Origin of the sequence: Amycolatopsis sp. NPDC057786 (assembly GCF_042797905.1) — a bacterium.
In the GTDB taxonomy this organism is placed as follows: domain Bacteria; phylum Actinomycetota; class Actinomycetes; order Mycobacteriales; family Pseudonocardiaceae; genus Amycolatopsis.
Window position 1 is genome coordinate 52,887 of the sequence record NZ_JBHVKW010000015.1, and the last position, 12,904, is coordinate 65,790.

The window sequence follows — 12,904 nt, forward strand, 5'->3', positions numbered from 1 at the left end:
GCACTGACATCGGGCAGCGACGTGGGCTTGAATGCTCTCTTGGGAGACTCTCGACGGCACGACGTGCGGGCTTATCGGTTGGGACCCAAGCCGCTCGGCCGAGGTGCCCGAGCAGTGGTGTTACCCGCTGTGCACGAGACGATTGGGGTCGAAGTCGCCTTCAAAAGGTGGACGTCGTGGATGGTCGAAGCGGTGGCCAGGATGCAGCGCGAGATCGAGTTCGGTCGGCTGCAACCCGAGAACGAGCACATCATGCCGGTGCTTGACCACGGGCTCGCGCACGACTGGTTCGTCATGGCTCTGGCACAGGAGCACGCCGAATCAGTTCGTTCGCTGCTGACGGACGACGCCGGTCTCGGTTTGCTGATTCTGGCCGTCTGCGCCGCGCTGGAAGCTGCGCATGAAGTGGGCTGGTTGCACCGGTATCTGAAGCCCGCGAACCTCTTGCTGCTTGGAGAACGGTGGATGGTGGCTGCCTGGGGACTCGGCAGACCGTCGCCGAGCCGCCGATACGGGGTGCGCGATAGCTCACGTGCGGGTTCACCCGTGGGCCTTCTCGGTCGGCGCACCAACTAGTCAAGTTGGCCCAAGCTCCTGGAACGCCGAAGCCCGATCAACTAGCGGGCGGACACCTTCTCCGCGTATCAAGTCGGCCGCGGGTTTGCTGGTAGGTCCGAGATCAAGTTGCGGACTGTCAAGCGGTGGCGCATACCGGGTCTGTCCACTTTCGACGCTGGCGTCCGGGAGGTCAGTATGGCTTGGACAGAGAAGATCGGCCCGCGCTCGTGGCGTGTCCGGTATCCCACGGCTGACGGCAGGATCGGGTCGCGTTCTGGTTTCGGCACCAAGAGGTTGGCCGATGACTATGCCAATCAGATTGAGGCCGATCAACGGCGTGGTATCTGGTTGGACCCGCAGGCGGCGAAGACCAGCGTGTCCGCCTGGGTGGCCTTGTGGACCGAAACTCTCGACGTTGAGGTTCGTACTGAGGAGAACTATCGCAGCCGGATCCGTAACCAGATCGAACCTCGGTGGGGGAGTACCGCGGTCGGCGATATCACCGCCCTGGCGGTGACGTTGTGGGTCAAGGAGTTGCGGCGCCGTTACGCCCGGTCGACGGTGGCCGGCGTTGTCACGGTGTTCTCGATGATGCTTGACGACGCTGTCGATGAGCGCCTCATCGCCGTCAATCCTGTGCGCAGGAGGGCGCGGCGTGGTCGGCGCCGTGAGCGGTCGCCTGTTCCCGCGGAACGGGTCTGGGCCACGCCCGAGCAAGTTGTCCGGATCTCCGACAACGCGGAGTTGCTCGGCGGCCGCTGTTACGGGCTGTTGGTGGTGACCGCGGGCTGGACCGGGGCGCGCTGGGGCGAACTGACGGGGCTGCGCCGCGTCAATACGCACCTCGACGACGGGTGCATCGGCATCGATCCGGACACCGGCTGCTTGCATGAAGGCAACCATCGGCTCTGGCTCGGGCCGCCGAAGACTCCCGCGTCGGCGCGCACCATCACGCTGCCGCCGTTCCTGATCGATCTGTTGCGGGATCACCTGGACGGTCATGATGGCGAGTTCGTGTTCGCGAGTCCGCGTCGCTGCTGGTTGCGCCGCAGTGACTTCGATCGGCGGGTCTTCCGCCCCGCGGTTGACGGAAACCTGCAACGTCCCGACGCCGCTGTGCCGATCGAGCCGGTCCGGCCGGGGCTGACGTTCCACGGACTCCGGCACAGCCACAAGACGTGGATGATCGCCGACGGTATCCCCGAGATCGCCCAAGCCCGACGGCTCGGGCACCGTCTCGACAACCGCATCGTCGAGACCTACAGCCACGTCGCCCCTGAAGTCGAACGACGCTTGCTCCGCTGCCTCGAGAGACGTTGGCGCAAAGCACGCACAGCTGTTGGTCGACCGAACGCGCCACAGCCGGCCGGATCTACGGGAACGCTCGTTGACCCCCACCGCGCCGGAGTGGTGGGAAAGCAGGGGTGAGAACCTGCGGCAGCTGAGAGGGTTCCTGCCTCTCTTCACCGCGAGTCCCATGTGCCCTCGCCCTGGCGCCTGTTGCTGATTATCAAGTAGGCGGAGCAGCAAGATCGATCCTCCAGAAATCCTCCAGCAGGGGGTTCCTGAATCGATCCGCAGCGGATCTTCAGATGATCACCGAAGATCCGCCGTCGAACGAGAAAACCCTCCCTGACCTGCGGAAAGTTCCGCTGATTCGGGAGGGTTTTCGTACTGTGGAGCTAAGGGGACTCGAACCCCTGACCCCCTCACTGCCAGTGAGGTGCGCTACCAGCTGCGCCATAGCCCCGGAGCGGCTTTGTACTCCGCATCTCGTGTGTCCATACATTACACCGCCCGCGCAGGCCGTTCACGCGGGGGTCACCCTATGTGCTTCTGGCGGCCGCAAACCGCACTGACCTGCATCTTTGCCCCTTGCGCATAGCGGCGCGCTGACTCTGCGTATGGCCGCCGTCACGCTCTCGGTCATCATGACGCCGAGCTACGCTGCGTCTCCACTGGCCTCCCCGATGCGGGCCAGAGCAGCCCCGATAGCCGCGGACCAAGTCCTTCACCCCTACGGGTGGCGTGCCGCGCGCAAGCTCACCGGCGCTCCGATACTCGGGGCATGCCTCTCGCCGGTCTCACCGTCGTCGAACCCCGCCTGGCCTGGCCGCTCGCCGCCGTGCGCGGGGTTTTCGCCATCCTCTTCGGCGTTCTCGCGTTGATCTGGCCGGGAACGACCGTCCTGGCCCTCGCGATCCTCTACGGCATCTACGCCATCTTCGACGGCATCGGCGGCATCATGCAGGCCTTCCGGCCGGGCGACGCCGCTCACCGCGCCGCCTACGGAGTGCTCGGCGCGTTCGGGATCATCGCCGGTGTCCTGGTCCTGATCTGGCCGGGGATCACGGTGCTCGTGCTGGCCCTCCTGGTCGGTTTCTGGGCGATCTTCACCGGCATCGTCGAGATCGTCGCCGCGATCCGGCTGCGCAAGCAGATCGAGGGGGAGGCGTTCCTCATCGCGGCGGGCGCGCTCTCGCTGATCGCGGGCATCGTGATCGTGTTCAACCCGATCGCCGGCGCGTACGGGATCGCGTTGCTGGTCGGGATCTACGCCCTGCTGTACGGCGTGATGCTGCTGGTGCTGGCCTTCCGCCTGCGGAAGCTCACCCGGGCCTGAAAGCCTGCCGGACATGGACCCGCGCTCCGGCGCGGCGCAGGTTCGACAGGCTCGGCGAACCTTCCACCGCGGTGGCGACGGCGAACTGACGGCCTTCGCGGGCGGCCGCGGTCAAGCTGTGGAGGAGCAGCCGCGCCTGAGCGCCTTTGCCGCGATGCTCCCGAGGAGTGGCGGAGCCGCCGAGGACGACGCCGTGACCGTGCGCGCTCAGGGCCGCGGCGGAGATCGGCACCCCGTCCTCGACCAGCAACGACCGCCTGATGCGCGGGTCGGCGTGTTCGGCGGCCATGAAGGCCGTCACGACGTCGTCGCTTTCGTATCCGTCGAGCAGGACGCGGAGAAAACCGCCGAGGTCGGGTGAGTCGTCGACGTCCGCGTCCGGCGAGGCGAGTTCAGTGACCGGAAGAGTCGCGATCGGACGGGCACCGGCGGGCACGAGACCGGCGCCGGGGAGCAGGCCCGGCGGCAGCACCAGCGTCGGCGGGTCGCCGTTCCAGCACGATGCCCCGGCCAGCCGGACGGCTCGCGGCAGGTTCGCCGCGGTGACGCCGGTGATCGTGCGCAGGAACCGCAACTCCGGCGCGGTGGCCAGGACCACCAGCAGGCCGTCTTCACGCCAAGCCTCGAAACGGCCCGGCAGACCCGCCGCGGCTGCCGCCTCACACGCGATGGCGGCACGGGCGTGGATCACTTCTTCGGCTTCGGTCAGCACGGTCCCAACGTAATAGGCTGATCCGGTGAGCCAGCCGATCCTGTTGACCGTCGACGACGATCCCGCCGTGTCCCGTTCGGTCGCCCGCGACCTGCGCAGACGGTACGGAAAGGATTACCGGATCATCCGGGCCGATTCCGGTGCCGACGCCCTCGAAGCGCTGCGCGAGATCAAGCTGCGCGGCGACGCCGTGGCCGCGATCCTCGCCGACTACCGGATGCCCCAGATGGACGGCATCGTCTTCCTCGAGAAGGCGATGGACCTGTTCCCGAACGCCCGTCGCGCGCTGCTGACCGCCTACGCCGACACCGACGCCGCGATCCAGGCGATCAACGTCGTCGACGTCGACCACTACCTCCTCAAGCCGTGGGACCCGCCGGAGGAGAAGCTCTACCCGGTCGTCGACGCGCTGGTGGAGACCTGGCGCGCGGTGGGGGAGCGGCCGGTCGACGAGATCAAGCTCATCGGCCACCGGTACTCCTCGCCGTCGTTCCACCTGCGCGACTTCCTGGCGCGCAACGCCGTGCCGTACCGCTGGTACTCCGTGGACGACGACGAGGGCCGCCGGATCCTCGAGGCGGCGGACGCGGCGCCGCAGGACATCCCGGTGCTGGTCACCCCGGACGGCACGGTGCTGCGCCAGCCGTCGGGGCCGGAGCTCGCCGATGCCGTCGGCCTGTCCACGCGCCCGGCGCAGGAGTTCTACGACCTGATCGTGATCGGCGGCGGGCCCGCCGGCCTCGGGGCGGCCGTGTACGGCGCGTCGGAAGGGCTGCGCACCGTCATCGTCGAGCGCAAGGCGACCGGCGGGCAGGCGGGCACCAGCTCCCGCATCGAGAACTACCTTGGCTTCCCGGACGGCGTTTCCGGCGCGCAGCTCACCGACCGCGCGCGACGGCAGGCGCTCAAGTTCGGCGCCGAGGTGCTCACCGCCCGCGACGTCGTGGGCCTGGAGGCACGCGGTTCCGCGCGCGTGGTCATGTTCGGCGACGGGACCGAGATCTCGGCGCATTCCGTGGTGCTGGCCAGCGGCGTCACCTACCGGGCGCTGGAGGCTCCGGGCGTCGCCGAGCTCGCCGGCCGCGGCGTGTACTACGGCTCGGCCGCGACCGAAGCGCCCGAGTGCAAGGGCGAGCACGTCTACATCGTCGGCGGCGCGAATTCGGCGGGCCAGGCGGCGGTGTTCTTCTCCAAGCACGCCGCCGACGTCACCATCCTCGTCCGCGGCCAGTCGCTCGAAGCGTCGATGTCGCACTACCTGATCGAGCAGATCGCCGGGATACCGAATATCCACGTCCGCACCCGGACCACGGTGGTCGAGGCGCACGGCGACGATCACCTCGAACGGCTGACCCTGTGCGAGAACGGCTCCACCACCGAGACCGTGCCCACCGGTCACCTCTTCATCTTCATCGGCGCCGCCCCGCGCACCGACTGGCTCGGCACCGAGATCCAGCGTGACGACCACGGTTTCGTGCGGACCGGCCCCGATCTGCTCACCGACGGCGGTCCGCCGCCCGGTTGGCCGCTGGACCGCGACCCGCACTACCTGGAGTCGTCCATCCCCGGCGTGTTCGTGGCGGGTGACGTCCGGGCGGCGTCGGTGAAGCGTGTCGCGTCGGCCGTCGGCGAAGGCGCCATGGCGGTCACCCTCGTCCACCGATATCTGGAGGAGCAATGAGCGTTCTGCCCAGGGAGGAACTGCGCGGGCTCTTCCTTTTCGAGCACCTCAGTGAGGAACAGCTCGACTGGATCGACGAGCACGCCGTACTGGAGCACTACACCGGCGGCGAGACGGTCATCCGCGAAGGCGAACCGGCCACCTGCTTCTATCTCCTGCTGTCGGGCGCGCTGCGGATGACGCGGCTCGTCGGCGGCACCGAGGTCGAGACGATCCGGTCCGATCAGCGCGGCGCCTACTGCGGTGCGACGCAGTTCTTCGTGCACCAGGAGACCGAACACACCTACGGCGCCTCGGTGCACGCGATCAGCGACCTCACCTTCCTGACCTTGCCCGCTGCCGAGTTCGCCACCGAGTTCCGCCGCTGGTTCCCGATGGCGACGCATCTGCTGGAGGGCATGTACCTCGGCTGGCGCAACAGCGACACGGTGATCGGTTCGCGGCGCCGTCTGCTGGCGCTCGGCGAGCTTTCCGCCGGGTTGACCCATGAACTCAACAATCCGGCGGCCGCGGCCGTCCGCGCGACGGCGTCGCTGCGGGAGCGGGTCGCCGGGATGCGGCACAAGCTCGCGATGCTGGCGAAGAAGAACGTCGATCCGGCGCTGCTGGAGCAGTTGCTGGACATCCAGGAGCAGCTGGTCAAACAGGTCGCCTCAGCCCCGAAGTTGACCGCGATGCAGCAGGCCGACCGCGAGGACGAGATCGGCGACTGGTTCGACGGCCACGGCATCGACCAGGGCTGGGACCTCGCCGACATCTACGTCCGCGCGGGACTCACCGTGCCGGATCTGGACCGGCTGCTCGACTCGGTCGGGGAGACCTTCCTCGACGGCGCCGTCCGCTGGCTGGCGTACGCGCTCGAGACCGAGATGCTGATGGGCGAGATCGAGGATTCGACGACCCGGATCTCGGTACTGGTCGGCAAGGCCAAGCAGTACTCCCAGATGGACCGCGCGCCACACCAGTGGATCGACGTCCACGAAGGACTCGACTCGACCCTCGTCATGCTCGCCGGCAAGATCGGGCCGGGGATCCGGGTCGTGAAGGAGTACGACCACGCGGTGCCGAGGATCCCGGCGTACGCGGGCGAGCTGAATCAGGTGTGGACGAACATCATCGACAATGCTCTCGGCGCCATGGGGGCCGACGGCACGCTGACCCTGCGGACGTCCAGGGTGGACGATCACGTGCACGTCGAGATCGGCGACACCGGACCAGGGATCCCGGCGGAGGTGCGGCAGCGGATCTTCGAGCCGTTCTTCACCACGAAGCCGGTGGGGCAGGGGACCGGGCTCGGCCTGGACATCTCCTGGCGCATCGTCGTCGAGCGGCATCAGGGCGACCTCCGGGTCGACTCGGCGCCCGGTGACACCCGCTTCACCGTGTGCCTGCCGGTCTCGGAGCAGTCCGTGATCTGATTTTCTTTCCACCCCAACGGTTCGCCAGGAACTGACGACTTCTTTCGTTCATCGATCGTTCACTTCGAAATGGCTCACCCGCGCGTCAAAAGAGTCGAACGGGCTGAAAGATCGAGCTGGTGAACGAGGGGGTGGGCCGGTGAAACGCCGTCTGTCGATCGGCCTGGCAGTGGTGCTGCTGCTGGCCGTGGTCGCCGTGATCGTCTGGGATCGGGGCGGCGACGAGAACACGGAGCTCACCACGGTGCGCGGGGTCATCGGTTCGGAGAAGCTGGCCTTCTTCTCCGACAAACGGGTGGCGGACGCGTTCGCCGAGCACGGGCTGAAGGTCGAGGTCGACTCCGCGGGCTCGCGGCAGATCGCGAACATGGACCTCGGGAAGTACGAGTTCGCGTTCCCGTCCTCGTCGCCCGCCGCGCAACGGATCCAGCGCGATCACCAGGTGACCGGCGTGCACACGCCGTTCCAGTCGCCGATGGCGGTCGCGACCTTCGAGCCGATCGTGAACCTCCTGAGTGCCAACGGGATCGTGCGCAAGGGCGCCGGGGACTACCAGGTGCTCGACATCGCGAAGTACCTCGAACTGGCGCAGAAGGGCACGCGCTGGGACCAGCTCCCCGGCAACACCGCCTTCCCGGCCCGCAAGAACGTGCTGCTCACGACCACGGACCCGCGCGAATCGAACTCGGCGGCGATGTACCTGTCGATCGTCTCCTTCGTCGCCAACGGGAACAACGTGGTCAGCACGCCGGAGGCCGAGGCGAAGGTGCTGCCCGCGGTGTCGAAGCTGTTCATCGACCAGGGCTACACGCAGAACAGCACCGAAGGCCCGTTCGAGGACTACCTCGCCGCGGGCATGGGCAAGACGCCGATGGCGCTGATCTACGAGTCGCAGTTCGTCGACCGGCTGGTCCGCGCCGACGGTTCGATCCGGCCGGACATGCGCCTGCTCTACACGGCGCCGACGGTGTACTCGAAGCACACGCTGGTCCCGTTGAAGCCGAACGGCGACCAGGTGGGCAGGCTGCTGGCGACCGACCCGGAACTGGGGAAACTCGCCGCCACCTTCGGCTTCCGCACCGGGGATCCGCGTCTGTTCGCCGACGTCGTCGCCGCGGCAAAGGCGCCGGTGCCCGCGGATCTGGTGGACGCCGTCGAACCACCGTCGTTCGAAACACTGGAGCGGCTGCTCGACGCCGTGAAGAAGCAGTACTGATGGACGATTTCACGCTCACTCCACCCGAACCGGTGGAGGCGATCCCGGCCGAGCGGGCCGCCGGACTGGTCACCCTCGCGCCGGAGGTCCACGCCGAGGTCGCGAAGCGCGCCGAAGACTTCGCCCGGCGCCTCGAAGCGCTCGACGTCCGATCGCCGGAGTTCACCCGGGTCCTGGACGAGCTGCTCGCGGTCGGCGAGTCCGACATGCGGGCCGCGGCGACCGTCGCGGGCGTGCTCCTGGATCGGTCGGCGCGGGCGCTGGCGGAAATCGGGTCACCGCAACAACAGGCGGCGGTGAGCCTGGCCGGGCTCCGGCGGACCGTGGCGGAGATCGACCCGGCGAAACTGCCGATCACCGGCCGCAAACTACTGGGGATGATCCCGGTCGCGGGCAGTGCGAAGAAGGCGCTCGACCGCTACCGCGCCGCCAACGAGCCGGTGAACGCGCTGGTACTGGAGCTGCGCGCGCGGCAGGACGTCCTGCGGCGGGACAACGCCGCGCTCAAGGGCGAGCGGGAGCGGCTTTGGACGACGCTCGGCAAGCTGTCGGAAGCGGCCGCGTTCGCCGAAGCCGTCGACACCGCGGTCGAACGCCAGGCCGGGATCTTCGACTTCACCGATCCCGCGCGGGCCAAGTCGCTACGGGCCGACGCGCTGCACCCGATCCGGCAACGGCATCAGGATCTGCTGACCCAGCTCGCGGTCAGCGCGCAGGGCTACCTCGCGCTGGATCTGGTGCGGCGCAACAACGACGAGCTGATCCGCGGGATCGAACGGGCGGTGTCGACCACGGTCGCGGCGCTGCGGGTCGCGCTGCTGGTGAGCGGGGCGCTCGCCGGTCAGCGGGACGTCCTCGACGAGGTCCAGGCCGTGCAGGCCACCACCGACGGGCTGATCAGGGCCAACGCGGAAATGCTGGAACTGCGCAGCGCCGAGATCCAGCGCGCGGGCAGTGATCCCGCCGTAGCGGTGGAGACGATCCGCGAGTCGTTCGAGCGGATCTACCGCAGCATCGACGCGATCGACGAGTTCAAGGCGGGGGCCGTCTCGACGATGGCGGCGACCGTGGAGGCGCTGTCCGGGGAGATCCGGCGGGCCGAAGACCATCTGCGCCGCTCTCACGAGACGGCGACGGCCGAGGGGGCATCGTGAAACGCTGGGCGGTCTTGGCGGTCAGCGCGGTTTGCGCACTGTCACTGGTTTCCTGCGATTCGAGCGAAGGCGGGACGCAGAACCTGGGGAAGGCCGAGCCTGGCACGTTACGGGTGCTCGCGGGCAGTGAGCTGGCCGACCTGCAGCCGCTGCTGGAACAGGAGGCGGCCGCGACCGGGGTGAAGGTGAAGTTCCAGTTCACCGGGACACTGGAGGGCACCGAAGCGCTCGCGAACGGCAAGGTGGACGGCCAGTACGACGCCGTCTGGTTCTCGTCGAACCGCTACCCGGCGGCAGTTCCGGAGGCCGCGAAACGGCTGGGCGAGCAGGTGAAGATCATGAGCTCGCCGGTGGTCCTCGGGCTGTCCGCGTCGTCGGCGCAACGGCTCGGCTGGACCGGACGGCCGGTGGGCTGGGGCGAGATCGCCGAGCAGGCCGGGAAGAAGGCCTTCACCTACGGCATGACCGATCCGTCGGCGTCGAACTCCGGTTTCTCGGCACTGGTCGGGGTGGCGTCGGCGCTCGCGGGGGCGGGCAACGCGGTCGACGCGCAGCAGATCGCGTCCGTCACCCCGAAACTGACCGAGTTCTTCAGCGCGCAGGCGATGTCCGCGGGCTCGTCCGGCTGGCTTTCCGAGGCCTACCAGCGACGGGCGACCGGCCAGGATCCCGGCAAGAAGGTCGACGGCCTGATCAACTACGAGTCCGTCCTGCTGTCGATGAACGCGAGCGGGAAACTTCCCGAGCCGCTGACGCTGGTGTACCCGTCCGACGGCGTGGTCACCGCGGACTACCCGCTGACGTTGGTGCAGAGCGCGAATCCCGACGCGCGGGACGCGCACCGCAAGCTGGCCGAGCGGCTGCGGACGCCGGACACCCAGCGCAAGATCATGGAGACCACGCAGCGCCGCCCCGTCGTGCCAGGCGTCCAACTCGGGCAGCAGTTCGCGCAGAAGGACCTCGTCGAACTGCCGTTCCCGGCGACGCAGCAGGCGGTCGACGCGTTGCTGGGCGCCTACTTCGACAAGATCCGGCGGCCGTCGCGGACGCTGTACGTGCTCGACACCTCCGGCTCGATGTCGGGCGACCGGATCGAATCGCTGCGCACCGCGCTGATCGGGCTGACCGGCGCCGACGGTTCGCTGACCGGCCGGTACCGCCGGTTCCGCAGCCGTGAAGAGGTCACGATGCTGCCGTTCGACACCGTGCCCGGCAGGCCGGAGACGTTCACCGTCCCGGAAGGTGATCCACAACCCGCGCTGGACAAGATCAAGCGGTTCGCCGAGGGGCTCGACGCGAACGGCGGTACGGCGATCTACGACAGCCTTCAGCGCGCGTACGACATCATGGGCCCTTTGGTCGCGCGTGATCCCGATCGGTTCACCTCGATCGTGCTGATGACCGACGGGCAGAACGCGAACGGCGCCAAGTTCTCGGACTTCGAGAAGAGGTTCCCGTCGCTGCCGGAGGCCGTGCGGCAGATCCCGGTGTTCACCGTGATCTTCGGCGAAGGCGATTCCACCGAACTCGGCGAAGTCGCGAAACGCACCGGCGGCAACGTGTTCGACGCGCGAGGTGACGTCCTGCCCAAGGTGTTCCAGGAAATCCGCGGGTACCAGTGATCGGGTATCTCGGCTCCACGAAGAACCTCGCCGGCTGCGTCGGCGGGCTGATCGGGCTCGCCCTGTACCTGACCGGCGTCGTCGGCGGACTGTGGCCGCTCGTCGTCGCGGGGCTGTACGCGGTGTTCGCCCTGCTCGCGCCGCCCGAGCGGGTCCGGCTGGTCTCTGCGGACGCCGTCGCCGAGGCCGGGCAACTGCGCGCTGACCTCGACTCGTTGGTGGGCAAGGTGACCGCGCGGGCGCAGCGGATGCCGGAGTCCTCTGTGGACGGTGTGCGGCGGATCGCCGAGGTGCTCGACGACCTGCTTTCGCGGCCGGAGCGGTGGGCGGCCAACCCGGACGTCCAGCACGCCGGCACCCGGTTGGCGCGAACCGACCTGCCGCTGTCGGTGGAGACCTACCTGAATCTGCCGTGGTGGTTCGCCGTCAAACGCCGGGCGGGCGGCGAGCCGAGCGCGTCCGATGAACTCCTCACGCAACTGGAACTGCTGGAGACCGAAGCGCACCGCATCGCGGAGCGGTTCTACGAGGGTGACGTCCATCAGCAGGCCGATCACACGCGCTATTTGCGCGAGCGCGGAGAATCCGTTTGACAGTCCCGATCATCGGTAACCGAAAACAGGTCTGCCGGTGATTCTGCATGGGCAAGGCGGATTTCCCGTGGTGCACTGGTGAAGCCGATCAGGTCGTGGTCGGTTTCCGTTGGCTCCAGGGAGTTCAGACGTGCACAAGTACAGACTCGGGGCGGCCTTCCTTGCCGCTGTGGTGATGTGTCTCGCCGGCGTTGTCCCGGCGAACGCCGGAGAGCGTGACAAGCACTGCGTCGCCGATGCGGCGACCGGTGCGATCCGGTGCTATGACAGCTTCGGCGAGTCGATCGCCGCGGCGTCGGGTGGCAAGGTGACCGGTGTGCCGGAGACGGCGGCGAAACCCGGTACCGCAGAGAACGGCCGGATGGCCGCGCGGATCGAAGAGTCCGGCAAGGTCGGGGCGGCCGCCACGGTGATCAGCGTGCTCTACGAACACTGGAACTTCGGCGGTTCGAGCCTCGCCATCCACGGGTCGCCGTGCACGGAGGGGACCGTCCAGTACCTCGACTACCTCGGGAACGACTGGAACGACAAGATCTCCTCCTTCCAGACCTTCAACAACTGCCACATCACGATGTACGCGGACGCCTACCGGCAGGGCGACATCCAGGATTGGTACGCCAACGACAGCGCCAACTACGGGCCGAACATGAACGACCGCGGCAGCTCGGTGCTGTACAAGCGAGGGCCCTCCCGTGCCGAACTGCTCCGGGACTGCGGCCGCGCCACCAAGACCTGCAACGCGCACGTCGACCAGCGCGGCCAGGACTTCTACGGCGACTGGGGCCGCGTGGACACGGTGTTCAACTGCAGCGCCAACAAGATCACCCAGGTGATCGGCAAGCGTGACACGCGCAGCGGGAAGAACACGGTGTCGAACGAGCTCAGCGTGAGCGCGGGCTTCGAGTTCCTCGTCCAGTGGACGGTCGCCTACAAGCGGACGTGGGGCCAGGAATGGGGCTGGGAGACCAGCGAGAACGTCGAGACCCGGATCGAGGTCAACCCGGGTTACTGGGCGGGCCTGGACCGCTCACCGGTGATGAAGGTGTCCAGCGGGTCCTACGACATGTGGTACGACAAGCGCAAGTGGGGACACCACCAGTGGTACGTCTGGAACTTCAGCGGTGAAGGCCCGGCTCCCGGTGTCGTCGGCCAGACCAGGACCGTCGGCAAGAAGATGACCTCGGCCGAGAAGAAGAGGGTGTGCGGGAACTCGACCGGGCTCGTGCGGGCCCAGGCCGGGACGCAGGCGGAGAGTGCCGCGCTTCCCGCGGCGATGCCGAAGGCGACCGCGTTGCCCGTCGCGCAAGGGCGGCTGCACAGCTGATCC

General features: G+C 68.1%; 11 protein-coding genes and 1 tRNA gene. 10 read left to right on the top strand and 2 right to left on the bottom strand.

The window, feature by feature from the left end:
* Positions 1-63: 63 nt before the first annotated feature.
* Complete coding sequence (locus tag ACFVM3_RS11960) at positions 64-576, top strand: hypothetical protein (RefSeq protein WP_378438048.1); 513 nt, start codon at positions 64-66, stop codon at positions 574-576.
* A 177-nt stretch (positions 577-753) separates the two neighbouring features.
* A complete protein-coding gene (locus ACFVM3_RS11965; RefSeq protein WP_378437966.1) occupies positions 754-1,986 on the top strand; it encodes a tyrosine-type recombinase/integrase in 1,233 nt (410 codons plus the stop codon).
* Positions 1,987-2,235: 249 nt separating this feature from the next.
* On the opposite strand, the gene ACFVM3_RS11970 is transcribed toward ACFVM3_RS11965, so the two are convergent.
* Positions 2,236-2,308: transfer RNA gene (locus ACFVM3_RS11970), tRNA-Ala, on the bottom strand.
* A gap of 318 nt (positions 2,309-2,626) precedes the next feature.
* Here ACFVM3_RS11970 and ACFVM3_RS11975 point away from each other — a divergent pair.
* Positions 2,627-3,181: an HdeD family acid-resistance protein gene (locus ACFVM3_RS11975; RefSeq protein WP_378437968.1), complete on the top strand. Its 555-nt coding sequence runs from the start codon at positions 2,627-2,629 to the stop codon at positions 3,179-3,181.
* Here the strand turns inward: ACFVM3_RS11975 and ACFVM3_RS11980 are convergent.
* Positions 3,168-3,893, bottom strand: coding sequence for a hypothetical protein (locus tag ACFVM3_RS11980; RefSeq protein WP_378437969.1), 726 nt, complete (start codon positions 3,891-3,893; stop codon positions 3,168-3,170). The two genes, ACFVM3_RS11975 and ACFVM3_RS11980, sit on opposite strands and share 14 nt — an antisense overlap.
* A gap of 25 nt (positions 3,894-3,918) precedes the next feature.
* Between ACFVM3_RS11980 and ACFVM3_RS11985 the strand changes: the two genes are divergently transcribed.
* From ACFVM3_RS11985 to ACFVM3_RS12015, 7 genes are all read left to right on the top strand, one after another.
* Positions 3,919-5,574: an FAD-dependent oxidoreductase gene (locus ACFVM3_RS11985; protein WP_378437971.1), complete on the top strand. Its 1,656-nt coding sequence runs from the start codon at positions 3,919-3,921 to the stop codon at positions 5,572-5,574.
* Positions 5,571-6,992: an ATP-binding protein gene (locus tag ACFVM3_RS11990; RefSeq protein ID WP_378437973.1), complete on the top strand. Its 1,422-nt coding sequence runs from the start codon at positions 5,571-5,573 to the stop codon at positions 6,990-6,992. Before ACFVM3_RS11985 ends, ACFVM3_RS11990 begins: the two co-directional genes overlap by 4 nt.
* Positions 6,993-7,131: 139 nt before the next feature.
* Positions 7,132-8,208, top strand: a complete 1,077-nt coding sequence (locus ACFVM3_RS11995) for a hypothetical protein (protein ID WP_378437975.1) — start codon at positions 7,132-7,134, stop codon at positions 8,206-8,208.
* Positions 8,208-9,362: a toxic anion resistance protein gene (locus ACFVM3_RS12000; RefSeq protein WP_378437977.1), complete on the top strand. Its 1,155-nt coding sequence runs from the start codon at positions 8,208-8,210 to the stop codon at positions 9,360-9,362. Before ACFVM3_RS11995 ends, ACFVM3_RS12000 begins: the two co-directional genes overlap by 1 nt.
* Entirely contained in the window at positions 9,359-10,984 is a 1,626-nt protein-coding gene (locus ACFVM3_RS12005) for a VWA domain-containing protein (protein WP_378437979.1), read from the top strand. The genes ACFVM3_RS12000 and ACFVM3_RS12005 overlap by 4 nt, the downstream gene beginning before the upstream one ends.
* Positions 10,981-11,577 carry a hypothetical protein gene (locus tag ACFVM3_RS12010; RefSeq protein ID WP_378437981.1) on the top strand — a complete coding sequence of 199 codons (597 nt, stop codon included), beginning with the start codon at positions 10,981-10,983 and terminating at the stop codon, positions 11,575-11,577. The genes ACFVM3_RS12005 and ACFVM3_RS12010 overlap by 4 nt, the downstream gene beginning before the upstream one ends.
* 130 nt (positions 11,578-11,707) lie before the next feature.
* Positions 11,708-12,901, top strand: coding sequence for a peptidase inhibitor family I36 protein (locus ACFVM3_RS12015; protein ID WP_378437982.1), 1,194 nt, complete (start codon positions 11,708-11,710; stop codon positions 12,899-12,901).
* Positions 12,902-12,904 lie beyond the last annotated feature (3 nt).

Bases quoted from the DNA above. Each gene is read 5' to 3' on its own strand.
- ACFVM3_RS11965 (WP_378437966.1), top strand. From the start codon at position 754: ATGGCTTGGACAGAGAAGATCGGCCCGCGCTCGTGGCGTGTCCGGTAT.
- ACFVM3_RS11975 (WP_378437968.1), top strand. From the start codon at position 2,627: ATGCCTCTCGCCGGTCTCACCGTCGTCGAACCCCGCCTGGCCTGGCCG.
- ACFVM3_RS11990 (WP_378437973.1), top strand. From the start codon at position 5,571: ATGAGCGTTCTGCCCAGGGAGGAACTGCGCGGGCTCTTCCTTTTCGAG.
- ACFVM3_RS12000 (WP_378437977.1), top strand. From the start codon at position 8,208: ATGGACGATTTCACGCTCACTCCACCCGAACCGGTGGAGGCGATCCCG.